Origin of the sequence: Sphingomonas sp. 67-41 (assembly GCF_001899725.1) — a bacterium.
GTDB classification, from domain to species: domain Bacteria; phylum Pseudomonadota; class Alphaproteobacteria; order Sphingomonadales; family Sphingomonadaceae; genus Sphingomonas; species Sphingomonas leidyi.
Map to the genome: position 1 here is coordinate 1 of NZ_MKWJ01000009.1, position 23,428 is coordinate 23,428.

Sequence of the window (23,428 nt, forward strand, 5' to 3'; positions counted from 1 at the left end):
ATGATCTGCTCCTCGCTAAACCTGCTGCGCTTCATCTCCGTCCTCCTCAATGAAGGACTCTAGCTCAAACTGGAGGAGTTTCAGGGGAGCACGTCAGCATTGAAGAGGCAGCTATTGGGCCGAGAGCGGTCGGGCCGCTTCGTGGCAGCGAGGATCCAGAGGCGGACGTTCGGGACGCCGTGCTCGGTCCCAAGCTCCTATCAGTCGACAAGGGTTAATGTGGCGCAGTTGCGGGCGCGTTTGTGTGACTTGGCGGCGGAGCGCCGCGGGTTCGACTATCGGCGCTTCAGTTATCTGCTGCGGTTGAGGGCATGACGCCCAATGGAAGATAGCGCGATCGCGCTTGTTCGGCGGCGCTCCGCCGCTCCATTCAGGGGCTTCGGACAACGGCGTCGATGGCGTCTATGTCAAACGCCTGCGCTAACGCGAGCGCGAGGGACGTCCGTGAGTCTTCGGCCGCCCCGGACCAGAGGGGCCTCTACTTCAGGGAACCGCGTTCGGTTCGAGCCTACGCAACGGCGCGTCGCCGATCTGGACGCAATGGGCGAACGCGTTGGTCGAGATAACATAGCCCATCAAGCCGCTCGGCGATTTGACCAGCGCAACCGTGGCCCGAGCGTCTGGGAACGCGAACTCGCCCGATGCGATCTCCAACGCGCCCTCTTCGCCCGCATACCTGTGGAGCTCGATCTCGCGATGCGCCACGTCGACCCGCAGTATATAGCGCACTGCCGCATCGCGCGCAGCGAAGCGCGTGCCGGTCGCGTCGAGCACATAGCGCCCGTCCATCGCGACGGTGAGCCTGCCCTCGAAGATCTGGCTCTGCTCAATCGCCCGCACCTCGGACGGTAACTGGTTGAAGATCACGTCGCGCAAGTCGGCGCCGGTATAGAACGAACCGTCGGCCTCGTGGACGGTGACAGGTTGGACCGGCTCGGCGCCATCTCGCTGGATCCCGATACCGACGTCGAGTGCGACCAGCTCATAATATTGGCACACTAGATTGACGGCGCCGATCCAGTCGAAGGTCAGGGCCTGCGCGAGGTCCATGCAGGCGAGGTTTAACGCTGCCGCCTTGGTCCGCGCGGTCCGCGTAAAGCCGCTCGCCGAGACGATGATGCCCCGATGAATGCCCGTCTTCTCGCATTTCTTGGCAAAGGCCTCGACCTGCGGGACACCCACGGCCCGTCTATGATCGCGGCACTCGATCGCCGTGCGCGACATGCCATGATGATCGGTCCGCGTGATAACGACGTCATGCTCGCGAAGCCGGCCCGTATCCTTGTCCCGAAGCCGCTCGGGAGACCGCACCAGCAAACCCTCGCGGTGCGCAAGCATCTGTTCGAGGCGCGCGATAAAGTCCTGAAAGCGCTGGCCGGGACGATCGGATATAGCGGCCTTAGTCACGGCAAGATCCTACTGGCGTCGCGGCCAGCTGTCACGAGCGCGCGCGCTCGGACGGCGCCTGCCGCCTTCAGCGCTGCTCCAGTTCCGCTTCGGGCACACCCGCAACCGGCATGCGCACAGCCCAGGGGAACTTCCTCGCGTCGCCCTGCTCATACTGGTTGACCGTCAGACGCGGCAGGTTGCGCTTGTCATAGACGGTGCCCAGTCTCAACGCGAGGCTCGCTGGAGCCGCCAGAAACAGGGCAATGTCCGTCACGCCACGGCGCGCGAGCGCCATCACCACGTCGAGAAACTGCTCGGCCAGCCGTTGCTGTTTGTGCTCGGACCAGTGCGACGCGGTGGATCGGTCCCGCAAATCCATCTGGATGATCGGCGCCGCAGGCTCGACCAAGCGGACATCCGCTTCTAGCACATCATAGGAGGCCGAGACGCAAAGGGCGATGCGCGCCGCGCCGGTGGCGATTGCCTCAAGACCGCACACGTCGAAGCACTTGCCGTCGTCCGCCTCTTCGAGCGGCCGCCAAAGATGGCTCTTGCGGTCCCAGTCCATAATGAGGGTGCGGGATTCGTCATCGACGATGACTCCCAGCAGGAACAGAAGCGGCACTGGAGCAAGCCCCCCGAGCACGAACGATATGTCGGCGCGGTCGAGGCCGTCCTGTCGGCGCGCAATATCATCCGGCAGGCTCGATAGGCGTCGAAGCGCGACCTGAGGGCTGACGATCTTGCCATCGACGAGGCCCTGCCGAACGTCGATCATCACCTGCTCGCGGCGCCCCTTGACGGAGAGCGGCACGGCCTTTTCCAAGGGCTCGCCTTGCCAGTCTCGCAGCCCGCGCGCCTCGATCACGATGACTTTCTCTCGGCCCTCGCGCTGGATGTCACGGAATACCAGAAGGAAGCCGAGCGCGACAATCGCTGTCGCGGCGAGGAACACGCCCCAGCTCAACGCCGCCGATCCCCCGGACGTGTCCCAGCTGAAGATGAAGGGGCCGTTTTCGGTCGGGATGGTGATGCCAATAGTTAGGCTGATCAGAACTAGCGCGTAGAGCGGCACGCCGATCCGGATCAAGGTGACGCCGACGGAGCGCCGACGGAATACCCAGTCGATGAGCGAACGCAGGAAATAGTCGAGCAAGTGCATCACTCCGCGATGTCGCCCCTCGAGGGTGCCATGTCTCGGCGAAACATGGTGCAGGATCTTGCGATCGCGCACCACCAGTCGAGCCTCACAATCAGCAGGACGGCGCAGCCGATTCCACGCTTGCCATGGACGAGCTCGATCATGGAGGCTGCGTCGGGCGCGCTTGGCGTCACCGCGCTATCCGCCGCCGTAGGCCACGCCGCCGATCCCTCTCACCAGGGTGCACGCCGCCGCCCTTCCAGTCGTCCGACCAGAGCCATTCCTCGAAATAGAAGAGCCAAAGCGCCGACCATGGCACGACGGTCAAGTCCAGCCGGTCGCTCCGGCTCCACTCGAAAGCATCGGGCAAGTGCAGACAGAGCTCTACGGGCTGCTGCGAGTAGACGTGGGGAAGACGCCGCCCGCCGGCGAGCTCGTAGACGTCGGGCGCGTCGACGAACACGTCGGGCGGCCCATGCGGTCCATACTCGATGCGTAAGCTGTAGAGCCGACTCAGAGGCGAGGGCCTCGCACCAAAGCGCCAGGTGAGGTGGTCCCGCTTCAGCGTACCCTCGCCCCGGCAAATCGGGCTCGATGCGAGCACCGCGTATTGCTGCGCTGGAGTGAGGGGGCGGGGCTGCATCGCTAAGTGCCGAAGAAGGTGTTCCGCGGGACTGCGGCGGAAGCGCGCGGCGCTACTAGGGCGGGAGCGCTCGCCGCCAGCCCTGTCGCACCGTAGCGAAGCGCGCCGGCAGCGCGAGGCGCGGACACCGACTTCTCTAGATGCGCGACGGCGATCTCCGCCGGCCGCTCGCCGAGCGCCTCGTTGAGCTGCCTCGCGATCCCATCCAGCCCCTCTACTGATCGCAAGACGGCGATGTCGTTGACTAGCTTGCGATGCCAGGCGAAGAAGGACGCCGCGCGATCTGGGTGGCTGTTCCACTTTTCGGCGAAATTCTCACCCGGTGTGGTGTCGTTCCAGATGAACCACTGGCCATCGCGGTGCTCGACGAAGTTAGTCATTCCCGCGATGGCGGCGGTCAGGACGTCGAGCTCGTCCTCGAACTCCATGCGCGCGACGCAGTGCTCATAGCTCCACGCCAGCAGCGTCGTCACGATCACCGAGATAGGCGCACACTCGCCGGGCCGACGCTCGAAGTGAACGTCTCGATGTCGCTTCGCAATCTGCACTGAGCGCCGCAGCACGCCTTTGAAACCGCCCGCCTCCGGATAAGGCTCGATTGACGCGGCCGCCCGCTCATCGAACTGAAGCGACTTCCGCAGACGCATGCGTGGTCGCAGCTCCGCGCGGCGCTCGAACGCGGCCTTGTAGCCGCGCGGGTTAGACGGCTTCCAGTCGCGCAGCTCGCGGTCGGGTACGAGTTCACCGTCGTTGGCGCAGGCCGGGTTGGGAATCGACGGCGTAATGTCTAGGTGAAACTCGTTGGCGTAGTCCAGCCGCCAGCAGCGGCACATCTCCTCGAGCAGCCGATCGTAGACCCCGTGCTCCTTGAGACGGTCGCCAATCATCTTCTTGACCAGCGCCGGCGGATACCCGCGCGCTGCCGCTTGGAGGCGCGCGATCAAGTCAACGTCGTGCTCGTTACGGCCGATTGGCTTCACAGTCGTGCCGATGGCAGTGGAGCCCTGAACGTAGATGCTGACACCGGCGAGCGCGGGATGGGAAGATCCCGCGAGCCACCGGCTGACGCCGTCGTAGCGCGTCTTCGCCTCCTCGTACTGCGTTGCAGTGAGCTCCAGCTGCTCGCACACTACTTCCAGCGCCCCGGTGAGGCGGGCACGGCGGAACTGTTCGTTAAAGTCCATCAGCATCGGGCGACTCCCGTCGTTCCGCCGCACCGTTGCGCGGCGCAGACACCAGTCGCCGAAGGAGCTTCCTTTCCGGGGCTCTATGTGCGATTCTGTGTCACCGCCACAGACTGCATGGGGTGTCGGCCTGTGTCAATGCGTGTGAATCGCACGAGGAAGAATGGACAAGTCTGACCAAGCTCTGATCATGGCCGTGAAGGCTAAGCGCGAGGCAGCGGGCCTCAGCCTTAGGGCTCTCTCAAACGAGGTTGGGGTCAGCTTCTCGACCCTCGCCCGGATCGAGCGGGGCGACGGCTCGCCCGACAACAACTCTAAGATTCGGCTGATCGAGTGGCTCGGCCCCGACGCCGAGGCCGCCGGGCTGGCCCTCGAGCACGTCGCGCTTGTCCATTTCCGCGCGATGAAGAACGTGCAGTCTGGCACCGTCCAGGCACTGCTACGCGCCGCTATCTGCCTTCGGCGCGAGCACAGCTCTAACGATGACGGTGACCCGGACGCCGCTGCGGGTGGCCTCGCCGACGCAGACCCGCACGCCGAGACACCGAAGGATCAGCTTGAGGACATCGCTGAGCGCTTCCGCTCGGACCTCGGGCTGAAGGACGGCCAGCCACTCGATTCGCTGAGGATCAGGGTGGAAGGCATCTATGTCGCCCAGCTCACCCAGACCGGCTGCCTCGACGCGCGCACGATGCGCCGGCTGCGGGACGAGGCCTGCTCCGAATGGTCGGCCATGAGCGTCCCGCTCAATGCCGACGCCGGGAGGTGGGTCGTGCTGCTCAACGACTGTCACACGCCCGAGCGGCAGCGCGTCACCCTGCTGGAAGAGTATTGGCATATTCTCATGGGGCACCGCCTGACCAAGGTCGCGCGCGTCGCGGAGGCCTACGGGCGAACCTACGACCGCACCGAGGAGCACGACGCCTACTACCTGGCCTCCGCCTCGCTCCTGCCAAAAGGCGCGGTGCAGGAGGCGGTCCGCCAGGGCCGGTCCTCCAGGCAGATCGCTGCCCATTTCGGCACCTCGCCGGAGCTCGTCGATTATCGCATTAAGCGTCTGGGTCTGTGGCGCGAGCACCTCGGCCGCGCGGTGGTGCTGTCGACCGATTAGGGTCGACGTCCCGAAGTATCTCACCTGCAATAGAATATGCGTTGGCGTGCTTTGGGATGGCGCCGGTGCTCGAAAGCGACAGTCTCAGTTTCTCGAGCCACGGACTGAACGAACGTCGGCTTTCGGGATCGACGGAGTGCCCGACGAACGGCCGCGATTGGGGCGCGTAGCCGCCGACACTGCGAACCCGAGATCGAACGTCAGCTAAGCCCCCGATTGCAGACAATCGGTTGCTCGTTCAGATATCGCCAATGGATTGGAGCGAAGCAGGCGGGTGGGCAGGCGCAATCGCACTGATTAGCGCTCTGCTTCTCTTTCCCAGATGGCTCTCGTTCCGTCATCGCGCTGTCGCTGGCGCAGTCTTCTTCCCGTTGGGATGGGCTGGAGTATTGGGCGGCCTTGCTCTCGGCGATTCGCCGTTCATGCAGTCAGAAGCTGTGGCTTGGCTCTGGATGGCATTGCAGTGGAGCGCCTGCTGCAAGGCGCAGTCCTGAAGGGGTGCGATCCCGAGGAACTGCTGCGCAAGGCGGGTATCGATCCATCCGTCCACGGCAATGAAAGGCAACAACAACCCAATCGCCCCACCGCATAGCACGGCATCGGCTCAGAACCCGATGGTCGCGATGATCGACGCCCGCGTCTTCTTCTCGGTCTCGAACGGCGCCCGCTTCAGCTGGCGCCCGACCTGGAGCTGCAGGTCGAGATGCCGGCCGATCCCGTAGTTCACGTTGAAGCCGATGCTGGCCAGTTCGTCGCGATGCGGGAGATCGGGATAGGGCGTGGGCTGCCACAGGCTGGCATAGTCCACGAACACGCCGAACTGGAGATAATCGTCCATCTTCTTGTCGAGCAGATGGAAGACCGGCGTGCGCAGCTCGGTGCTGAGCAGCAAGCCTTCGCTGCCGAGCGCGGTGTTTGGATCATAGCCGCGCACGCTTCCGATGCCGCCGCCACCGAGCTGCTCGCTGTTGGGCAGGTTGCCCGTCGCCCCCTGGAACATGCCGCGCACGATCCAAGTGACACCCTTGGGCAGGAAAGTGGTGCGCGTCACCGAGATGCGGCCATAGCCATAGGTCGCGTCCGAATAGGGCACGAGCAGGTTGAGCGCTGCATCCTTGTTGTGCGCAGTCACTCCGCCCGGCGAGAAGGTCCAGCTTGCGTCGACCACGGTGCGGCCGCCGCCATCAATGAAGGTGCCGTTATAGGTGACGGGAATCTGGAATATCTCCACCGCGGAATCGAGGATGCGGAAACCCAGAAAGTCCAGGTTGTTGTCGGTGCGCTTGTAATCCACCCCGATCTGGAGGTTATGCTTCACGCGCGTCGAGCCCGGCAAATCATGCGCCCAGCGGCCGCTGATCTGCCCCGAATGCCCCTTGCTCTTGAAGATCGGGCCGAGATCGGGATCCTGGATCGCATAGGCGCCAAAGAACAGCAGCCGATCGTCCGGGCCGAGCGGCACGGTGTCGCTCACCGAATGCGAGGTATAGCGGCCCTTGAAGCTGCGGGTGAACTGGTAGGACAGTATCTGCCCCGTGCCGAGCACATTCCCCCAGTTGAAACCAACGTACCATTCGTCGCGCCCCAGCAGCGCCGTGCCCTGATTGTCGTAACAGCCATAGACGCGAAGCGGAAAGGTCTCCTTCGCCTCGAGATTGATGTCGGTCACCCCTGTCTCCGCGCCCGGACTGGCGATGGCATTGATCGTGACGAAGGGATTCTGGTTATAGTCGTCAAGAGCCTTGCGCAGCCGCGGCAGCGTGAGCTGTTCACCGCTGTGCAAGTCGCCCATCCCGCGAATCAGCCGGCCGGAGAAATGCTTGTTGCCGGTCACGCGTATCTCGCCGACGCGGTAGGGCGTGACTACGAACTGCACTACGCCCGACTGCACATTCTGCGGCGGCACGCTGACTTCCAGGAAAGGCTGTTCCGCGGCGCGATACGCGTCACGCGCCAGCTGGGCGATCGCGTTCAGTCCTGCGCGGGTGAGCGGGCGACCAAGATAGGATCGCACGCGGGCAGCGAATTCGGGGGTCTGAAGCAGCGGCAGATCCGGTGCGGCCAGGCCGCCGGGCATGTCGGCGACAGGCTGAACCGCCGCGGTGCCGTTGACGAATACAACGCCCTTGAGCTCGGGCACCAGCACCGTCTGATCGTCCACCGGCGGCGGGGCCTGATCGGGGACCCTCACCTCGGCCGGCGCCGGCGCCGGCGGCAGCTTCGGGACTACGCGCTTGAAATCCTGGGCGGCAGCGGGAGTCGCGGCGGCGAGCGCGGCCAACGACAGGCATGCAAGGCGGCGCATCAGGGCTTGGTCTCCTCAAGATCGAGCGGCGCTGGGGTTTGCTCGGGCGGGAAGAGGATCGTGAAGGTCTTGCCCGCTTCACCCTGCATCAGGATCGCCTCGGGCGAGTTGATCGTCGGCATGCCGGTGCGGATCAGCAGGCCGCCCGGAATGGGAGTGACGCTCGCCTGGCGCAGCACGCCCGGCAGGCCGGCAAGCCCGTTGGTCCGCGCGAAATACGGCGTGTAGGCCGAGGGATAGGGGATGTAGAAGCGCGGCACGCCGAACAGTTGGGCCAGCCCGTTGAGCTCGCAATCGGCGGCATAGGGGACCGCGCAGGCAGTGCCCGACCGGGTAATCTCGCCCGGGCCGACCGCAACCGAAGGCAGATTGTAGTTCGAGAGCAAAGTGCCCTGGCTCGCCGAATAGTCCCCGGGATCGAGGGATACGCTCACCTGATGAGTCCCGGGCCTTGCACTGGCATAGTTGCCATGGGTCTCGGTGATGATCGCCCCTTCTCCCGGTACGAAGCCGCCGATGGTGAAGTCCCATGCGCCGAGCGTGGCACTGGTGTTACCGTCAAAGGGCTTGGTGGGGTTGCCGGTGACGGTGACCACAAGGTCGGCCCGGTTGATCAGGCCCGCGCCGGTCGCCCCGGCCGGCAGGATATAGTTGGACAGCAACGTGCCCTGGTTCGCGGCGAAATCGGAAACGACCAGACTGGTAGTGACGGTACGCGCCCCGGCGTTGGCGGAACTGTAGATCCCGGCATTGCGGGTGACCATTGCGCCTTCCCCGGCGACGAAGCCGGTAAGCGCGAAATTGCCGGCAGTCAGCGTGGCGAGCGTCGTGCCGTCATAGGTCTTGGTCGGCGTGTTGACGATCGCAGCTGTCAGCAAGGCGCGGTCGATCTGCCCGGCGCCGCTCGCGCTGACGGGCAGTACATAGTTTCCGAGCAGCGTGCCCGCATTCGCCGCGAAGTCCTGGCTCGCCAGGATCGCCGTCACGGTGCGCGCGCCCGCGCGGATCGTCTCACGCACGTCGAGCATCGGCTGCCGGGAAACGGTGACGCCTTTTAGAGCACATAATGTGCTCCAGGCCACGGCCGTCCGGTTCGAATTTTGACGGACCAGCATGCGACTTATCTCGGTGATTCCAGCGAGGCGCTGCTGCGCGTCGTTTGCGACCGCAACACCGATCTCGGGCTCGGCATCGAGACCGGAATCGTGAGCCATCGCCGCAACGATATCCCACTGTGGCGGCCTGCGAATCCCTTCGGGCTTGGTCTCGATCAAAGCTGGCACGATGGGCACTGGTGCAACCTGTACGAGGCAAAGGTAGCCGTAGCGCCCCCGGAGCAGCAGGACGGGATCTACGATCGTGGTCCCGTCGAAGTCGCCGGATTTCGTGCAAGGCTGCCGGTCGTGCGGTTCACCGAAACGCTGGCGTTCCGGCGCTTCCTTCGTCAGCAGCTGCGCTGAGCGGGAGAACCGGCAGTGTCTCTCGTCGAGATTCGGTCCGATGGTACAATGATTGTTTTCGCGGGAGAGCGTCAGCTCACCGTGCGCCGCGTTCTATCCTAAGTTATCCTAGACCGGACCCGCTGCGTTCGCAGCGGGTCCATTTTCCGTCCTTGCTATCATCAAACCGATCGGCAGGCCTCCATGCCACCACCGCCGCCAGCGCTTTGGATCCGCGCGGCGGCGGTGGCATGGAGGCGGCAGCGCTGTGCTCTGCCGCACGACGCCTACCGAAGAGTCTCATTTCAATGTTGGTGAAAACTGTCTCTTTGCAAAATTGCGCTAACACAGCCTGTAAGCCTCGTCCCAGCCCGTGTTGTGATCATGTGCGACAATCGCACGTGGCGTCATTCTTTCGAACACCGTCCCATCTATCCACGGTTCTCAACCTGGCGCTTCCGGGCGCACGCCGCAGCGCGGTTCGCACACGCATAATCCTGCACCTTGTAGCAACCTACTCACGCTCGACCGCGCTCAGGCCTCGCCTTCGAAGGCCGGCTTCTGATGCCCGATGGCGCCACAGCCGGGATTGAGGCAAATAGCGCAACATGCCGGGGGAAAGAGCGCCGCACAGTTCCGGGAATCGATGCGACCCCGCTGTTCCGCCGCGGCCAGGCCTGCTGGGGCCATGAAGATGCACCCTGCCGATCCGGATGCGGACCTCCTGGTCGGCGCGGTCGCCGGCGAACGCGAGGCGTTCCGGCTGCTCGTGGAGCGCCACTATGACCGCATCCATGGCCTGGCCTGGCAGTTGACCGGCTCGCGTGCCGATGCCGAAGACGTCGCCCAGGATGTGTGCTGCACGCTGGTGGAGCGGATCGGCAGCTTTCGCGGCGAGGCGAAATTCTCCACCTGGCTGTGCGGCATCGTGTTCAATGCCTGCCGCGACGTGCACCGTCGCCGCCGGTCGTTCGGGGGCGTCGCCCAGCGGCTTGCGGTGCTGGCCGGGCTGGCGCGGGGGCCGGACGGGCGCGACCTGCACGACGCGCTCTGGGTGAAGAGCGCGATCGCCCGCCTGCCCCCGGCCTATCGCGACACTGCGATTCTCGTCGCCGGACAGCAGCTGACGCATGCCGAGGCCGGCGCGATCCTCGGCGTGGCGGAGGCGACGGTCTCGTGGCGCATGCACGAAGTACGGCGGATGGTCGCCGGGAAGCCGGGCGCGGACGACTGATCCGTCCGCGCGGAAAAATTCCGATCCTCGCCCAAGGATCTCCCGGAACCGCGCGTCCAAGGGGGATGCGGACGATCTCGCCCGCTGTAACCAAGGGAGAAAGACATGCCCCGTTTGTCCCAGGCGCTCGCCACCGGACTCATGCTGGCACTGGTCGCAGCCTGCACCGATTCCGACAGGCGCGTCGCCGCGATTCCCGATCCGGCCGCTGCCGCGCCGGCACCCGAGGCGAAGACCGCGCAGGAAGCGCAGAACATAGTCGTGACCGGCTCGCGCGTGGCAGGCCGCCGCGACTCCGCGACGCCGGTCACGGCCCTGTCGTCCGCTTCGCCCGCCTTCGCACCCGCAGCCCGCAGCCGCGGCTATGTCGCGCGGGCCGAGCCGATGCCGGCGCCCCCCTATTATCGCGACACCGGGCGCGACAAGTTCACCGCCACGCAGCAGAACGCCTTCAAGATCGTCCGCGAAGAGCCCGTCTCCACCTTCTCGCTCGACGTCGATACCGCCTCCTATTCGTTCGTACGCGCGTCGCTGAACCAGAATGTCCTGCCGCAGCCGGCAGCGGTGCGGACCGAGGAGATGGTCAATTATTTCCCCTATGACTATGCGCCCGCGCGCACCGCGGACCAGCCGTTCAGCACCAATGTCGCCGTGTTCCCGAGCCCCTGGTCGCCGGGGCGCAAGCTCGTCAGGATCGGCGTGAAGGGATATGAGATCCAGCGCGCGTCCCGTCCGCGTGCCAATCTCGTCTTCCTGATCGACACATCGGGCTCGATGAACGCGCCCAACAAGCTTCCCCTGGTCAAGCAGTCGCTGGCGATGCTGCTCGACCAGCTGGACGGCAAGGACAGCGTGGCGATCGTCACCTATGCCGGCAGCGCGGGCACTGCGCTCGAGCCCACTCCGGCGAGCAGCAAGGACAAGATACTGGCCGTGATCGACCGGCTGGGTGCGGGCGGCAGCACGGCGGGGGCCGAAGGCATCCGCCAGGCCTATGCGCTCGCCGAGCAGAACTTCGATCCCAAGGGCGTCAACCGCGTGATCCTGGCGACCGACGGCGACTTCAACGTCGGCATCACCAGCGACAATGAGCTGAAGGGCTATGTCGAGCGCGAGCGCGGCAAGGGCGTGTTCCTCTCGGTGCTGGGCTTCGGCATGGGCAATTACAATGATGCGCTGATGCAGACGCTCGCCCAGAACGGCAATGGCGCGGCCGCCTATATCGACACGATCGGCGAGGCGCGGAAGACGCTCGTCGACGAAGCGACCTCGACGCTGTTCCCCATCGCGAAGGACGTGAAGATCCAGGTCGAGTTCAATCCCCGCGCCGTCTCCGAATATCGGCTGATCGGCTATGAGACGCGGATGCTGAACCGCGACGACTTCGACAATGACAAGGTCGATGCCGGCGATGTCGGATCCGGCCAGACCGTGACGGCCATCTACGAAGTGACTCCGGTCGGCGGACCGCGCGCCATCGGCGACCTGCGCTACGCGGAGCAGGCGCCTGTCGCGGCAGGCGCCCGGAGCGACGAACTGGGCTTCGTCAAGATCCGCTACAAGCTGCCCAAGTCCGACACGAGCCGCCTCCTCACCACGCCGATCGATCGCGGCACCACCTTCGCCCGGTTCGAGGACGCGCCCCGGGACGCGCGCTTCGCGGCCGCGGTGGCGGGCTTCGCCGAGCTGTTGCGCGGCGGGCGCTACAATGGCCAGCTCGGCTTCGATGAAGTCCTGGGCATGGCAAGCGCGGCGCGCGGAGAAGATGGTTTCGGCTATCGCTCGGAGTTCATCCAGCTCGTCCGCGCGGCCAAGACCGCCCATGCGATGGCGGCACTCCAATGATGACTCGATGGGTGCCGCCGCCAGGCGGCGGCACCTTCACGAGGCTACGGCCGTGCGCGATCATGCCTTCGACCTGGCCGATATTGCCGCTATAGATCGCCCAATGCCCGTACCCAGCCTCCGCTCCCCTTCCGGCTTCGGCACTTGCCGCCCCGCCGGCATGGAGGCCTGAATGGATCGCGACGACGATATCGCCCGGCTGCTGCCCGAGCCGCCACCGCCACGCCCTGGCGGGCGCAGTGCGGCGATCGCGCGTGCCATGCGCAGGTTCGACGGCGATGAGCAACCGATTGCAACCACCCCGCCCGGCCAGCCGGCGGCACCTGTCCGCCGGTGGCGCCAGCGGACGCAGATCGGCGCCTTCGCATCCATCCTGCTCGTCGCGGTGATTGCGATTCCCCTCGCCCTGCAAAGACAGGCCGAGACGCCGCCAGCCCCCGGTCGGCCCGTGCCGGCAATCGAACGGACGGTGGCGACCGGGCCGGCGCGGCCCCAGGCCCCGGCACCCGAGCGCCCCGTCCCGATCCGGCGGGCCTCTCCGCATTTGCCTCCCACGCCCCCTTCCGCAGCCGCAAGGCCGGAGCCGGAGCCCCAGGCAGAGGCGCAAGCGGAACCCCGGCAAGCCGCTCCCACGACAGGCTATGCTCCCTTTGCGAGCCAGGACCTGGCGGCATCCTCGCAGCAGGATGCGGCGCCCGCCCCGGCGGCGCCACACGCCAGGATGGCCGCGGCCCGGCCTGCACCGCTGCCGAGCGCGCCGATCGTCGTCACCGGCGGAAGGCTCGCCGCACCCTCCGCGGCCACGGGCACGCCCGTTACCGTGGCCGGTGAAGCCGAATCCGGTGCCGGCGAGATCATCGTAACCACCGCACGCAAATCCCGCGCCCGCAGGGCCGCCCGGCGCGGCGATTGGAATGCCTGCACGGTCCAGGATCCGGAACGGAGCCTGCGCGGCTGCAAGCGGCTGGTCGATCCCGGCGCGAAGGGAGACGCCGGCGTCGCGGCCGCGCGGCTGGCGGACGGGCTGACGCGGGCATGGCAAGGCGATTGGCAGGGCGCGATCGGTGCGCTGGACCAAGCCGTTGCGGTGCGGCCCGAACTCGCCTTCGCCTATCTCAACCGGGGCCTGGCCCATGGCCAGGAAGGCGACCTCGCGCGCGCGGAGGCGGATTTCGATCTCGCCGTGCGCTATGCACCGCATGCAGCGCGCGGCTATTACAATCGGGGTCTCGTCCGCCGCATGCGCGGCAACGAACGCGGCGCGGACGCCGATATGGCGCGCGCCCGGGAACTCGATACGCGGTATGAAGCGCTGGAGGATTGAACCGGCCCGGCGGCCGGGGCACGGAATTGCCGCCCCCGGAGCCGTGCCGGCCGGCCCTCAGCCTCTCGTCGGGTCGATCAGGAACTTCTCGCCCGTCGCCTTGCGCTCATAGCTCCGGAGAACCTCCGGATCGAGCGCCTCGGCCAGGCCGATGACCCGTGTGTAATGGCTCGCGAAGGTCGTCGTCAGCTCGTCCGCCACGCGCCTGCGCATCCGGTCCGCCGCTTCCGCGCCCGCCTTGCGCAGGAACGGGAAGAGCAGCCAGCCGGAAACGCTCCACTGGAAGCCGAAGGCCAACCGGTTGAGCGTGGTCGGCGACAGGTCGAGCGCGCCATAGATGTAGAGCTGCTTGAAGACCTCCGATCCATAGCGATTATACGCGCTCATGCGCCGGACGGCCGCACGCTCCATGGCCTGGACGATCTCGCTGCCGAGCGTGCCGCCGCCGATCGCGTCGAAGGCGATGGTGGCGCCGGTTTCCGCCACCGCATCGGTGAGCCGGGCCGGGAAATCGGCATCCTTGCTGTTGAGGACATAGGTCGCCCCGATCGCGCGCAATATGTCGGCCTGCTCGTCGGATCGGACGATGTTGACGAGCGAAATGCCGTCGGCGAGGCAGATCTTCTGGAGCATCTGGCCGAGATTCGAGGCGGCGGCGGTATGCACGATCGCCGCATGCCCCTCGCGCCGTGCCGTCTCGACGAAACCCAGGGCCGTGAGCGGGTTCACGAACATCGAGGCGCCATCGGCGGAAGTCGCGCCTTCCGGCAGCGGAATCACGTCCCGCGCCTTGATCCGGCGATAGTCGGCATACATCGCGCCACCCACCATCCCGACGCGCTTGCCTTCGAGTGCCGCGGCGTCCTTGCCGGCGGCGACGACGATACCGGCGCCTTCATTGCCGACCGGCATCGACTGCCCCACCCTTCCCCGCACGCTTCCAAGCCGCGCGCCAGGCACGGTGAAGGCGAGTCCGGGGCGATCGCCGCCGGTTTCCCGCAACGTCGCCAGATCGGCGGGGCCGAGCAACAGCCCCAGGTCGCTGGGGTTGATCGGTGTCGCTTCGATGCGGACGACGATCTCGTCATCGGCCGGCTCGCCGATCTCGACATCGAGCAGCGACAGGGAGAGCGTGCCGTCCTCGGCGATTTTCGAATGCAGCTCGCGCCCGGCAAATGTCATGTCTCTCTCCGCCTGGATTGGTGAAGCGACAGAGATGGTGCGGAGCCCGGCGACTGCAAGAAGGACTGCAGGAAGGATCGAAAGCCGCTCGATGGGGGGGTGAACGCCCTTTCCCCTCCGGTCGCCCCCAAACGGTACGGATCGGCTGCGACTAAGGGTTTCTACGGAATGGGACATGCCCCCCGATCGCTTACTTCCGAATAGGTTGGAGCCGGAGAGGTTATGACCGACAGCAAATATTTCGCGCAGCGCGCCGATGAGGAGCGTGATGCAGCGATGAAAGCCAAGGGAATGGCCAGCTTCCGCGCGCATATGGGCATGGCGCAGGAATATGAGCGCCGCGCGCGTGGCTTCAAACCCCGCCACGCCGACAAGGTCGTGCTCGACTGAACGTTCGCGGCGGCTGCATCGCGCGGCTTCCACCTTCCCGAATCGGGCCCGCGCCCCTTCGCGCCACCACCCTGGCCTTCGTCGATCCGCGCCCGTGCCCGATCAGCGAAGATCCGCCCCGGCGCGTGCCGGGGCGGAGGTTTTCGCGCATCAGAACTCGGCGCTGACGCCAAGAGTGAAGGTGCGGCCGCTGGTGGTGTAGACCACCCGGCGCGCGATCGGGCCGCCGGCAAACTGCTCGATCGGCTCGTTGGTGAGGTTGATCCCCTCGGCGATCAGGCGGACGCCCTTCATCAGGTTCACATGCGCCTGGAAATCGATGTTGTGCGTGGCGGCGATATAGTCGCCGACATTCCCCACCGTGCCCAGGCCGGTATAGTATTTGCTCCGATAGGCGTCGGACACGCGCACGCCCCAGTCCTTGTCCTCATAGTAGAGCGTCGCGTTCGCCGCCCATTTCGACAGGTTGAACAGCGGCAGGCGGACAAAGGTGTTGCCGACCTTGCCCTGCAGGTGCCCGTCGAACCAGGTGCCGTTGACGACCATGCCGAGATGCTTGAGCGCGCCCGGCAGGAAGGTGAAGTCGTGCTGGAACGCCACTTCGATGCCCTTGATGTCCGCGCCGGGGCCGTTGATGGGCTGGCTCACGTCATAGGGGGTGCTGGCATCCTGGCCCTGGATCAGCAGCGACAGCGGCAGGCCGGTCTGGCCATAGGGGATGGTGACCGTGGACGGCGAGATGAAGCTGTCCATGTTCTTGTAGAAGAAGCCGACCGAGGCGAAGCCGGTGCGGTCCATATACCATTCGATCGAGCCCTCGACCGAAGTGGCCTTGTAGGGCTTGAGGAACGGGTTGCCGAGGCTGAGGCTGCCGCCGTTCGGGCGCGTGGTGATCGAGCCGGCCGCAGCCAGATCCCCCAGGCCCGGACGGTTGACGTTGCGGCTGGCGCTGACGCGCACCACCAGGTTCCTGGTCACGTCGAGCGCGACATTGGCGGCGGGCAGCCAGCCATTGCTGTTGGTCTCGATCGAGACCGGCACGAAGCCGGAGCCGGTGGCAAGATGCCCCGACGAGGTCAGATCGGTCGAGAAGTAGCGAAGGCCCGCATTGGCGCGCAGGCGCATGTCGCCGACATGGGTATCCAGGTCGAACTGGGCGAACCCGTTCCAGGTCTTCTCGTCGACCCGATAGTCGCTGCCCGCCTGCAGATTGGCGGCGGTCAGGTCGCGCTTGTCGCCGACATAGGCATAGATCGCGTCGACATTGCCGACGATGTACTGCAGCAGCGTGTCGGGCCCGACGAGCTGTTTCATGCCGTTCGGCACGGGGATGTTCGCCGGCACGTTGTGGAACACCTTGTTGGCCCAGGTATAGCCCGTATTGGTGAACTTCTTGTAGGCGCCGCCGGCCTTGAAGGTCAGGCCGCCGCCCAGGTCGTAGGCGGCATCCAGCTTGCCGTTGAGATAGCGGTTGGTGATCGCATTCTCCTGCACGTCCAGGCGCTGGACGGTCCAGAGATCGGGGTTCTTCAGGTCGATGCCATAGGTGTTGACCGGGATGCGCGGCCGGGTGTCGTAGCTGAACGGCGTCTGCTTCGCCTCCATGAACACCTTGTCGAACACCGGCTGGGCGAAGTCCGACTGTTCATAGCCGCCCAGCGCATGGATGGTCAGCCGATCGCCGATCTTCCAGCTCAGATTGGCGACGCCCTGATAGAAATCGGTGTGGTTCTTGACGATGTGATGCTCGGAGCGCAGGTCGATGCCCGTATAGCTCGCGGCACGCAGCGTATTGGTGTCGTCGATCACCGCGCTGCGGATCACCTGCGTGCCGCCGACGCTGGCGCCGGTCAGCGGGTTGCTGCCCGCAGTGGCCAGCGCATAATCGTCGCGATAGTCCCACAGGCGGCCATAGAGGAAGTCGACGTCGAGCTTGAAATCGTCGCCCGGATGATACTGGACCGACGAGGTGATCCCGAGCCGGCGGCGATCGGTATACCAGGTCGAGGGCGACTGGGCGGTCGGCTGATACACGCCGGCGAGCAGCTTTGCACGGGTCGCCGCGTCGATCTCGGGGCCGATATTGGCGGCGCCATATTTGGTCAGGCCCCAGCCCCAGTTGCGATAGCCATATTCGTTGCTCTTGATCTGGCTATAGGCGACCGAGACCAGCGCACCGAAATCGCCGGAGCGAGTCGAGGCCAGGCCGACGACGCGCGGGGTGACTCCGCTGGTGTTGGTGTTCGTCTGGCCCTTGGCGGAGACGACGAACTTCGAACCGGCATAGTCGAACGGCTTGGCGCTGTAGAGTTGCACGGTGCCGGCGATACCGCCCTCGTCCTGCTCCGCCGCGAACGACTTCTGCACCGCGACGCGGTTGAACAGTTCGGACGCGAACAGGCTGTAGTCGAACGAGCGCGAACGGCTGACCGCGCCGCGATTGTCCATGCCCGAGGCGGTGTTGCCCATCACTTCCATGCCGTTCAGCTGGGTGCGGGTGAAATCCGCGCCCAGGCCGCGAAGCGCGATCTGCCGGCCCTCGCCGGTGTCGCGGGTGATGGTGATGCCGGGGATGCGCTGCAGCGCCTCGGCGAGATTCAGGTCGGGAAAGGCGGCGATATCGGAGGCGACGATATTGTCCTCGGCGCCGACGGCCTTGCGCTTCAGCTGCTGCGCCGCGGTAAGGCTCTCGCGATAGCCGGAAACGACGATCTCGGACTCTTCCTGGACGCGCGGCGCCTCGGGCTCGGCCTGCGCAGCGGCTTGCGCGACCGGCTTGGCGGCACCGGCATGAACAGCGCGGCGCGGCGCGGCCACGGCCCGCGCCGGCGTAAGCACCACAACGCCGCCGCGCATCGAGGCGATCAGGTTGGTGCCGCGCAGCAGCTGATCAAGCGCCGCGCGCACGGTGAGCGCACCCCGCACCCCGCCGGTGCGGCGGCCGGCGACCACGTTCGGCGCGACCACCACCTGCACGCCGGTGGCCTGCGAGAACTGCGAAATGGCGCTGCGCAGGTCCGACGCGCCGATGTCGAAGCGCATCTGCACGTGCATCGAAACTTCGGCGCTGCGTGCCTGGGCCATGGCCGGCATGGCGAGCATGATTGCCACTGCCATGAGTGAAATTCCCCTAGTGCGATCCATTATGTTCCTCCGCTCGGGCGCGATGTGCGCCTCCGGGGAGGAAGACGGGGGTCGATCAGCTTCCGGACAAAAGAATTTTATTGCAGCGCAATGTCATCGATCTGACGACGGCGTGACACCTTCACGGGTGGGAACCAGGTGCAGTTCATCCCCCTTGCGAACGACCTGAAAATCATAGGCAGCGCCCATGGCGCCAAGTAATTGCCGTGGATTATCAAGGCGAAACCGCCCGGCAACCGCGATCGATGCGAGCGACTTGGGCGGCGGGACGATGCGCGAGCCACCGCGGCGATTGAGCGCATCGACCAGCTCGCCGAGCCGCATATTGTCGATGTCCAGCCAGCCCTGGCGCCAATCCTGTTGCGTCGCATCGAAGCGCGTCGGCGCGCGCGCCTGACCGCCGGCGAAGCGGCTGCGCCAGCCGGCTTCGACGATCACCGCATGTCTGTCGGCGCCGTCACCACCGAAGCGCACCTTGCCGCGATAGACCGCGATGCGAACGCCGCCGCTTGCGATATCGATGTCGAACGCAGTGCCGAGTACCCGCGTCGCCGATCCCTCGGCATGCACGGTGAAGGGCTGATCGGGCCGATGGGCGATGTCGAAATAGGCTTCGCCGCGCTGCATCGTCACCGTGCGGCGATCCGCGCCGAGCGTCACGTCGAGGCTGGTCGCGCCGTTGAGGTGGAGTTTCGAGCCGTCGGCGAGCGCGACATCGAGCTGCTGGCCCCGCGCCGTCTCGTAATGGATCGGCGCCGGCGCGGCGGCGCGGTACCAGCCGGCCTGCCAGCCGCCGATGCCGAACGCGGCGACCAACGCCAGCGCGCCGCCGGTACCGATCGCGCGGCGGCGATTGGCGCGCATGGCCTGGACGTCCCCGTCCGAGAGCCGCGGGAGCTGGCCCATCGCATCGGCGAGCGCCGGATCGTCGAGCATCGCCTGGATATCGCCCGCCGCGGCGGGCGGCGCTTCGCCGAGCACCGCCTCGTCCTCGCGCATCGCCCAATGGGCGGCATCCCGCAGAACCGCGCGCCGGCTCACCGGGCAGCCCCTGCCGGCAAGCCGCGCCGTTCGAGCGCCGCGCGCAGATCGGCGACCGCGCGGGTGCAATGCTTCTCCACCGCGGCGAGGCTCATCTCGAGGTCGGCGGCGATGATGGCGCAGGCCACGCCGTCGAGCCGGCGGCGCAGGAACACCTCGCGGCGCAGCGGCGGCATCACCTTGAGTGCCGCGACCAGGATTTCCACGCGCTGGCGATAATCCAGGACTTCCTCGGCCCGCGGCAGGGGGCAGGCGATGTCCTCGGCCAGTTCGGCGGCCTCCGGCATCGCGCGGCGACGCCGGAAATGATCGAAGACCAGGTTGCGCGCCACCGCGAAGCAGAAGGCGCCGACATCGGCGACGCCGCGCGTGCGGCGATAGTCATAGAGGCGGACATAGGTTTCCTGGACGATATCCTCGCCCTCGTCCCGATCGCGCAGCCGGCCCTCGACGAAGCGCTGGAGCGCGGCGCGCAGCGCTACTTCCTCGGCCGCCGCATGGCGGCGCGCGACGATGGCGGTCAGTTCGTTCATCGCGCCGCCTCCCCGCCAGGCCCTGCCCGCCCCGTCATGCCGCTCCTCCCCAGGGGAATCACCCTGCCCCTGCGAGGGCTAGGCCCACTCCATGAAGCGCGCATGACAGCCGGGACCGCTCCGGCTGCTTAAAACTGCAACCTGGCGCGCCTAAGCCGCTGCGAATCGAGCCGGAGGGAATGAAGCGATGCGGTGGACGGCCATGCTGGCACTGGCGGCACTGGGCGCGGCGCCCGCGCCACGGGGGGAGAAGCCGACCTTCAGCATCGGCGCGATCGCGGACGCGCAATATGCCGACGCCCCCGATAACGGCCAGCGCATGTACCACACGGCGCCCCGCAAGCTCGCGACCGCGGTGGCGGATTTCAATCGCCAGCGGCTCGCCTTCGTCGTCCATCTCGGCGATTTCATCGACAAGGACTGGGCCAGCTATGACGCGATGCTGCCGATCGCGCGGCGGCTGCGGCATCCGGTGCATTTCGTGCTGGGCAATCACGAGTTCGCGATCGACGATGCCCATAAGCCCCAGGTGCCGGCCAAGCTCGGCATGCCCCGGCGCTATTACAGCTTCGAGCGGCAAGGCTGGCTGTTCCTGGTGACCGACGGCAACGACCTGAGCAGCTACGCCTGGCCGGCCGGCAGTCCGGAGCACAAGAGGAGCATGGCCGCGCATGCCGCGCTCTATCCCGACAAGCCGCTATGGGACGGCGGCATCGGCGGCGAGCAGCTGGCCTGGATCGACAGCGAACTGACGCGGGCGGACAGGCGCAAGCTCAAGGTCATGCTGTTCAGCCACTTCCCCGTCTGGCCGGAAAATCCCCATAATCTGTGGAACGCTCCAGCGGTGACGGCCCTGCTCGAGCGCCACCCCTCCGCCAAGATCTGGCTCGACGGGCATAACCATGACGGCAATTATGGCGAGCGGGCCGGCATCCATTATGTGAACATGAAGGCGATGCTCGACACGAGCGAGACGAGCTACGCCCGGCTCGACTTCTTCGCCGATCGCGTCGAACTGCGCGGCACCGGGCGACAAGGCGATCTGGTGCTCAGGCTTCGCCCGGATTGAGCTTGCGGCATCCGGCGCGCATCGCCGGGCCGACGGGGCTTTCCTTCATATGGATGGCTTCCTAGGGTCGCCGCCGCATCCTCCGGAGTCCCAGCCTTGACCGCACCCGCCACCGCCATCGACCGCCTCGTCGCCATCATGGCGCGGCTGCGCGACCCCGCAAGCGGTTGCGAATGGGATACCGTACAGACCTTTGCGACGATCGCGCCCTATACGATCGAGGAAGCCTATGAGGTTGCCGACGCGATCGAGCGCGGCGACATGGCCGACTTCAAGGACGAGCTCGGCGACCTGCTGCTCCAGGTGATCTTCCACAGCCGCATGGCCGAGGAAGCCGGCGATTTCGCGCTGGCCGACGTCGCCGATGCGATCAGCGACAAGATGGAGCGCCGCCACCCGCACATTTTCCTGGGCGCCGCCGAGGGCGGCCATCACCTCTGGGAGCAGATCAAGGCGTCGGAGCGCGGTGCGAAGGGGCATGCGAGCGCGCTCGACGGCGTGGCGATCGGCCTTCCCGCCCTGCTTCGCGCCGACAAGCTCCAGAAACGCGCCGCCCGCACCGGGTTCGACTGGCCCGATCCCAGCGGCGCCCGCGCCAAGATCGACGAGGAACTGGCCGAGGTCGAAGCCGCCGCAACGCCAGCCCAGGTCGAGGAGGAAGTCGGCGACCTGCTGTTCGCGGTGGTGAACTGGGCGCGAAAGCTGGGTGTGGACCCCGAGGCCGCGCTACGCAGTGCGAATGGAAAATTCGAAAAGCGTTTCAAGGCAATGGAAGCAGAAGCTGGCAATGCCTTCGAGGATCTCGACCTCGATGCCAAGGAAGAACTCTGGGTAAGGGCCAAGCGCGAGGAAGCCTGATGCGCGACTATATCCTGCTCATGCACAATGACGTGGACGAGGCGCCGACGCCCGAGATGTGGCAATCCTATCTCGAGCGGCTGCGGACCAGCGGCCGCTTCGATGGCGGGAGCGCGATCGCGGGTGGCGAAAGCCTCCGCAAGGCCGGTACGCCGGCACCGCTTTCCGAACATCTCGGCGGCTATCTTCGCATCCGGGCAGAGGATCTCGAAGCGGCCAGGGCCTTTCTTGCCGGCAATCCAGTCTATGAATGTGGCGGCACTATCGAGGTGCGGGAACTGCCGCGGGACCGTTGATCGCTCAACCCCGCGTCAGGAACCGCTCATAGTCCCGCGGCGCCATCCGCACCTCGTAGACTGCCCGTTCCCCGTCCATTCCCTGTTCCAGAACTTCGCCATGCTGATGGAGCCAGGCGGCGGCGGCGCCGTCGGCGGGATCGAGATGGACGGTGTAGCGGCGATGGCCCTGGGTGAGGCGCGCGGCGACGGCATGGACCAGCGCGTCCACGCCCTCCCCGCTCACGGCCGAAACCGGCATCACGTCCTCGCGCTTCGCCGCCTCGGCGAGCAGGTCGTCACGGGCTTCCCCCTCGAGCAGATCGATCTTGTTCCACGCCTCGAAGCGCGGCGTGGTCTCGGCAACGCCGATATCCGCCAGCACCTGCTCGACATCGTCCTTCTGCGCTTCGCTGTCCGGATGCGCGATGTCGCGGACATGGATCAGCAGGTCGGCGGAGACGACCTCTTCCAGCGTCGCCTTGAACGCCGCGACGAGCTGGGTCGGCAGTTCGGAGACGAAACCGACCGTGTCCGAGAGGATCGCCTTGTCGATGCCCGGCAGCGAGATCTGACGGAGCGTGGGATCGAGCGTGGCGAAGAGCAAATTCTCCGCCATGACGTCACTTCCAGTCAACCGATTGAAAAGCGTCGACTTTCCGGCGTTGGTATATCCCACCAGCGCAATGATCGGCCAGGGTGCGCGCTGGCGGCGATCGCGGTGGAGCGTGCGCGTACGGCTGACCGAATCCAGCTCGCGACGCAGGCGCGCCATGCGGTCGCGGATCAGCCGGCGATCGGCCTCGATCTGCGTTTCGCCCGGGCCGCCGAGAAAGCCGAAGCCGCCGCGCTGCCGCTCGAGGTGCGTCCAGCTCCGCACCAGGCGGCCGGCCTGGTAATCCAGATGCGCCAGCTCGACCTGAAGCCGGCCCTCGGCGGTGCGCGCGCGCTCGCCGAAGATCTCCAGGATGAGGCCGGTGCGGTCGATCACCTTGCAGCCCAGCCCCGTCTCGAGGTTGCGCTGCTGCACCGGCGTGAGGCTGGCATCGAACACGGCCAGCGTCAGTTCCCTGTCGCGCACCGTCTCGGCGAGTGCCTCGACCTGGCCCGAGCCGATCAGGGTGCCCGGCTTGGGCGCGCGGATGCGCAGGGGCACGCGCTCGACCACGTCGACCCCGATCGCCGCGGCCAGGCCGGCGGTCTCTTCCAGGCGCGCCCCTGCATCGCGCGAGCTGCCGCCGAGGTCCGGATAGACAACGACCGCGCGCGCCCCCCGGGTGAATTCGTCGGGGTCGCGCTCGAAACCGGTAGTCATGCTGGG

The 23,428-nt window shown here is 66.4% G+C and carries 21 protein-coding genes; 10 read left to right on the top strand and 11 right to left on the bottom strand.

What is annotated here, in order from left to right:
* Window positions 1–483: 483 nt before the first annotated feature.
* From BGP17_RS04945 to BGP17_RS04955, 4 genes are all read right to left on the bottom strand, one after another.
* On the bottom strand, window positions 484–1,338 hold the full coding sequence (locus BGP17_RS04945) for a restriction endonuclease (RefSeq protein ID WP_353681863.1): 855 nt from the start codon (window positions 1,336–1,338) through the stop codon (window positions 484–486).
* 136 nt (window positions 1,339–1,474) lie between these two features.
* Window positions 1,475–2,545, bottom strand: coding sequence for an SAVED domain-containing protein (locus BGP17_RS04950; protein ID WP_286711203.1), 1,071 nt, complete (start codon window positions 2,543–2,545; stop codon window positions 1,475–1,477).
* A 175-nt stretch (window positions 2,546–2,720) separates the two neighbouring features.
* Window positions 2,721–3,173, bottom strand: a complete 453-nt coding sequence (locus tag BGP17_RS23915; protein WP_502688448.1) for a type II CBASS E2 protein — start codon at window positions 3,171–3,173, stop codon at window positions 2,721–2,723.
* Window positions 3,174–3,175: 2 nt separating this feature from the next.
* Window positions 3,176–4,363, bottom strand: coding sequence for a nucleotidyltransferase domain-containing protein (locus BGP17_RS04955; RefSeq protein ID WP_286711204.1), 1,188 nt, complete (start codon window positions 4,361–4,363; stop codon window positions 3,176–3,178).
* A gap of 157 nt (window positions 4,364–4,520) precedes the next feature.
* On the opposite strand from BGP17_RS04955, the gene BGP17_RS04960 reads away from it, so the two are divergent.
* On the top strand, window positions 4,521–5,468 hold the full coding sequence (locus tag BGP17_RS04960; RefSeq protein WP_286711205.1) for an XRE family transcriptional regulator: 948 nt from the start codon (window positions 4,521–4,523) through the stop codon (window positions 5,466–5,468).
* Window positions 5,469–5,910: 442 nt separating this feature from the next.
* Complete coding sequence (locus BGP17_RS04965; RefSeq protein ID WP_286711206.1) at window positions 5,911–6,060, top strand: hypothetical protein; 150 nt, start codon at window positions 5,911–5,913, stop codon at window positions 6,058–6,060.
* Window positions 6,061–6,072: 12 nt separating this feature from the next.
* Here BGP17_RS04965 and BGP17_RS04970 read toward each other — a convergent pair whose 3' ends face one another.
* Both BGP17_RS04970 and BGP17_RS04975 read right to left on the bottom strand, forming a co-directional pair.
* Window positions 6,073–7,773 (bottom strand): ShlB/FhaC/HecB family hemolysin secretion/activation protein, encoded by a 1,701-nt coding sequence (locus BGP17_RS04970; protein WP_286711207.1) that lies wholly within the window; start codon window positions 7,771–7,773, stop codon window positions 6,073–6,075.
* Window positions 7,773–8,801 carry a YDG domain-containing protein gene (locus tag BGP17_RS04975; protein WP_286711208.1) on the bottom strand — a complete coding sequence of 343 codons (1,029 nt, stop codon included), beginning with the start codon at window positions 8,799–8,801 and terminating at the stop codon, window positions 7,773–7,775. The genes BGP17_RS04970 and BGP17_RS04975 overlap by 1 nt, the downstream gene beginning before the upstream one ends.
* A 72-nt stretch (window positions 8,802–8,873) precedes the next feature.
* Between BGP17_RS04975 and BGP17_RS04980 the strand changes: the two genes are divergently transcribed.
* The 4 genes from BGP17_RS04980 (at window position 8,874) to BGP17_RS04995 (ending at window position 13,615) form a co-directional block, all read left to right on the top strand.
* Window positions 8,874–9,233, top strand: a complete 360-nt coding sequence (locus tag BGP17_RS04980) for a hypothetical protein (RefSeq protein ID WP_286711209.1) — start codon at window positions 8,874–8,876, stop codon at window positions 9,231–9,233.
* Window positions 9,234–9,900: 667 nt separating this feature from the next.
* Window positions 9,901–10,446, top strand: a complete 546-nt coding sequence (locus tag BGP17_RS04985) for an RNA polymerase sigma factor (RefSeq protein WP_286711210.1) — start codon at window positions 9,901–9,903, stop codon at window positions 10,444–10,446.
* A 105-nt stretch (window positions 10,447–10,551) separates the two neighbouring features.
* Window positions 10,552–12,291: a vWA domain-containing protein gene (locus BGP17_RS04990; RefSeq protein WP_286711211.1), complete on the top strand. Its 1,740-nt coding sequence runs from the start codon at window positions 10,552–10,554 to the stop codon at window positions 12,289–12,291.
* Window positions 12,292–12,463: 172 nt separating this feature from the next.
* Window positions 12,464–13,615: a tetratricopeptide repeat protein gene (locus tag BGP17_RS04995; RefSeq protein ID WP_286711212.1), complete on the top strand. Its 1,152-nt coding sequence runs from the start codon at window positions 12,464–12,466 to the stop codon at window positions 13,613–13,615.
* Between the two features lie 57 nt (window positions 13,616–13,672).
* On the opposite strand, the gene BGP17_RS05000 is transcribed toward BGP17_RS04995, so the two are convergent.
* Window positions 13,673–14,797, bottom strand: a complete 1,125-nt coding sequence (locus tag BGP17_RS05000) for a zinc-binding dehydrogenase (protein ID WP_286711213.1) — start codon at window positions 14,795–14,797, stop codon at window positions 13,673–13,675.
* A 222-nt stretch (window positions 14,798–15,019) separates the two neighbouring features.
* Between BGP17_RS05000 and BGP17_RS05005 the strand changes: the two genes are divergently transcribed.
* Complete coding sequence (locus BGP17_RS05005) at window positions 15,020–15,187, top strand: hypothetical protein (protein ID WP_167298981.1); 168 nt, start codon at window positions 15,020–15,022, stop codon at window positions 15,185–15,187.
* A gap of 150 nt (window positions 15,188–15,337) precedes the next feature.
* Here BGP17_RS05005 and BGP17_RS05010 read toward each other — a convergent pair whose 3' ends face one another.
* The 3 genes from BGP17_RS05010 to BGP17_RS05020 all read right to left on the bottom strand — a co-directional run bounded on the left by BGP17_RS05010 (window position 15,338) and on the right by BGP17_RS05020 (window position 19,905).
* The gene (locus BGP17_RS05010; RefSeq protein WP_286711214.1) at window positions 15,338–18,304 is read right to left on the bottom strand and encodes a TonB-dependent receptor; all 2,967 of its coding nucleotides are present in this window, start codon (window positions 18,302–18,304) and stop codon (window positions 15,338–15,340) included.
* Between the two features lie 120 nt (window positions 18,305–18,424).
* A complete protein-coding gene (locus BGP17_RS05015) occupies window positions 18,425–19,372 on the bottom strand; it encodes a FecR family protein (RefSeq protein WP_286711215.1) in 948 nt (315 codons plus the stop codon).
* Window positions 19,369–19,905 (bottom strand): RNA polymerase sigma factor, encoded by a 537-nt coding sequence (locus BGP17_RS05020; protein WP_167298984.1) that lies wholly within the window; start codon window positions 19,903–19,905, stop codon window positions 19,369–19,371. The genes BGP17_RS05015 and BGP17_RS05020 overlap by 4 nt, the downstream gene beginning before the upstream one ends.
* A 187-nt stretch (window positions 19,906–20,092) precedes the next feature.
* Here BGP17_RS05020 and BGP17_RS05025 point away from each other — a divergent pair, with 187 nt between their 5' ends.
* The 3 genes from BGP17_RS05025 (at window position 20,093) to BGP17_RS05035 (ending at window position 22,128) form a co-directional block, all read left to right on the top strand.
* Window positions 20,093–20,974, top strand: coding sequence for a metallophosphoesterase (locus tag BGP17_RS05025; RefSeq protein WP_286711216.1), 882 nt, complete (start codon window positions 20,093–20,095; stop codon window positions 20,972–20,974).
* 96 nt (window positions 20,975–21,070) lie between these two features.
* A complete protein-coding gene (gene mazG / locus BGP17_RS05030; protein WP_286711217.1) occupies window positions 21,071–21,832 on the top strand; it encodes a nucleoside triphosphate pyrophosphohydrolase in 762 nt (253 codons plus the stop codon).
* Complete coding sequence (locus BGP17_RS05035) at window positions 21,832–22,128, top strand: YciI family protein (RefSeq protein WP_286711218.1); 297 nt, start codon at window positions 21,832–21,834, stop codon at window positions 22,126–22,128. Before mazG ends, BGP17_RS05035 begins: the two co-directional genes overlap by 1 nt.
* Window positions 22,129–22,132: 4 nt before the next feature.
* On the opposite strand, the gene hflX is transcribed toward BGP17_RS05035, so the two are convergent.
* Window positions 22,133–23,422 carry a GTPase HflX gene (gene hflX / locus BGP17_RS05040; protein WP_286711219.1) on the bottom strand — a complete coding sequence of 430 codons (1,290 nt, stop codon included), beginning with the start codon at window positions 23,420–23,422 and terminating at the stop codon, window positions 22,133–22,135.
* Between the last annotated feature and the right edge of the window lie 6 nt (window positions 23,423–23,428).

Excerpts from the sequence above, each read along its gene's own strand:
- BGP17_RS04945 (WP_353681863.1), bottom strand. The coding sequence starts at position 1,338 with ATGCTTGCGCACCGCGAGGGTTTGCTGGTGCGGTCTCCCGAGCGGCTT.
- BGP17_RS23915 (WP_502688448.1), bottom strand. The coding sequence starts at position 3,173 with ATGCAGCCCCGCCCCCTCACTCCAGCGCAGCAATACGCGGTGCTCGCA.
- BGP17_RS04955 (WP_286711204.1), bottom strand. The coding sequence starts at position 4,363 with ATGCTGATGGACTTTAACGAACAGTTCCGCCGTGCCCGCCTCACCGGG.
- BGP17_RS04960 (WP_286711205.1), top strand. The coding sequence starts at position 4,521 with ATGGACAAGTCTGACCAAGCTCTGATCATGGCCGTGAAGGCTAAGCGC.
- BGP17_RS04970 (WP_286711207.1), bottom strand. The coding sequence starts at position 7,773 with ATGCGCCGCCTTGCATGCCTGTCGTTGGCCGCGCTCGCCGCCGCGACT.
- BGP17_RS04975 (WP_286711208.1), bottom strand. The coding sequence starts at position 8,801 with ATGCTCGACGTGCGTGAGACGATCCGCGCGGGCGCGCGCACCGTGACG.
- BGP17_RS04985 (WP_286711210.1), top strand. The coding sequence starts at position 9,901 with ATGAAGATGCACCCTGCCGATCCGGATGCGGACCTCCTGGTCGGCGCG.
- BGP17_RS04990 (WP_286711211.1), top strand. The coding sequence starts at position 10,552 with ATGCCCCGTTTGTCCCAGGCGCTCGCCACCGGACTCATGCTGGCACTG.
- BGP17_RS04995 (WP_286711212.1), top strand. The coding sequence starts at position 12,464 with ATGGATCGCGACGACGATATCGCCCGGCTGCTGCCCGAGCCGCCACCG.
- BGP17_RS05000 (WP_286711213.1), bottom strand. The coding sequence starts at position 14,797 with ATGACATTTGCCGGGCGCGAGCTGCATTCGAAAATCGCCGAGGACGGC.
- BGP17_RS05005 (WP_167298981.1), top strand. The coding sequence starts at position 15,020 with ATGACCGACAGCAAATATTTCGCGCAGCGCGCCGATGAGGAGCGTGAT.
- BGP17_RS05010 (WP_286711214.1), bottom strand. The coding sequence starts at position 18,304 with ATGGCAGTGGCAATCATGCTCGCCATGCCGGCCATGGCCCAGGCACGC.
- BGP17_RS05020 (WP_167298984.1), bottom strand. The coding sequence starts at position 19,905 with ATGAACGAACTGACCGCCATCGTCGCGCGCCGCCATGCGGCGGCCGAG.
- BGP17_RS05025 (WP_286711216.1), top strand. The coding sequence starts at position 20,093 with ATGCGGTGGACGGCCATGCTGGCACTGGCGGCACTGGGCGCGGCGCCC.
- BGP17_RS05035 (WP_286711218.1), top strand. The coding sequence starts at position 21,832 with ATGCGCGACTATATCCTGCTCATGCACAATGACGTGGACGAGGCGCCG.
- hflX (WP_286711219.1), bottom strand. The coding sequence starts at position 23,422 with ATGACTACCGGTTTCGAGCGCGACCCCGACGAATTCACCCGGGGGGCG.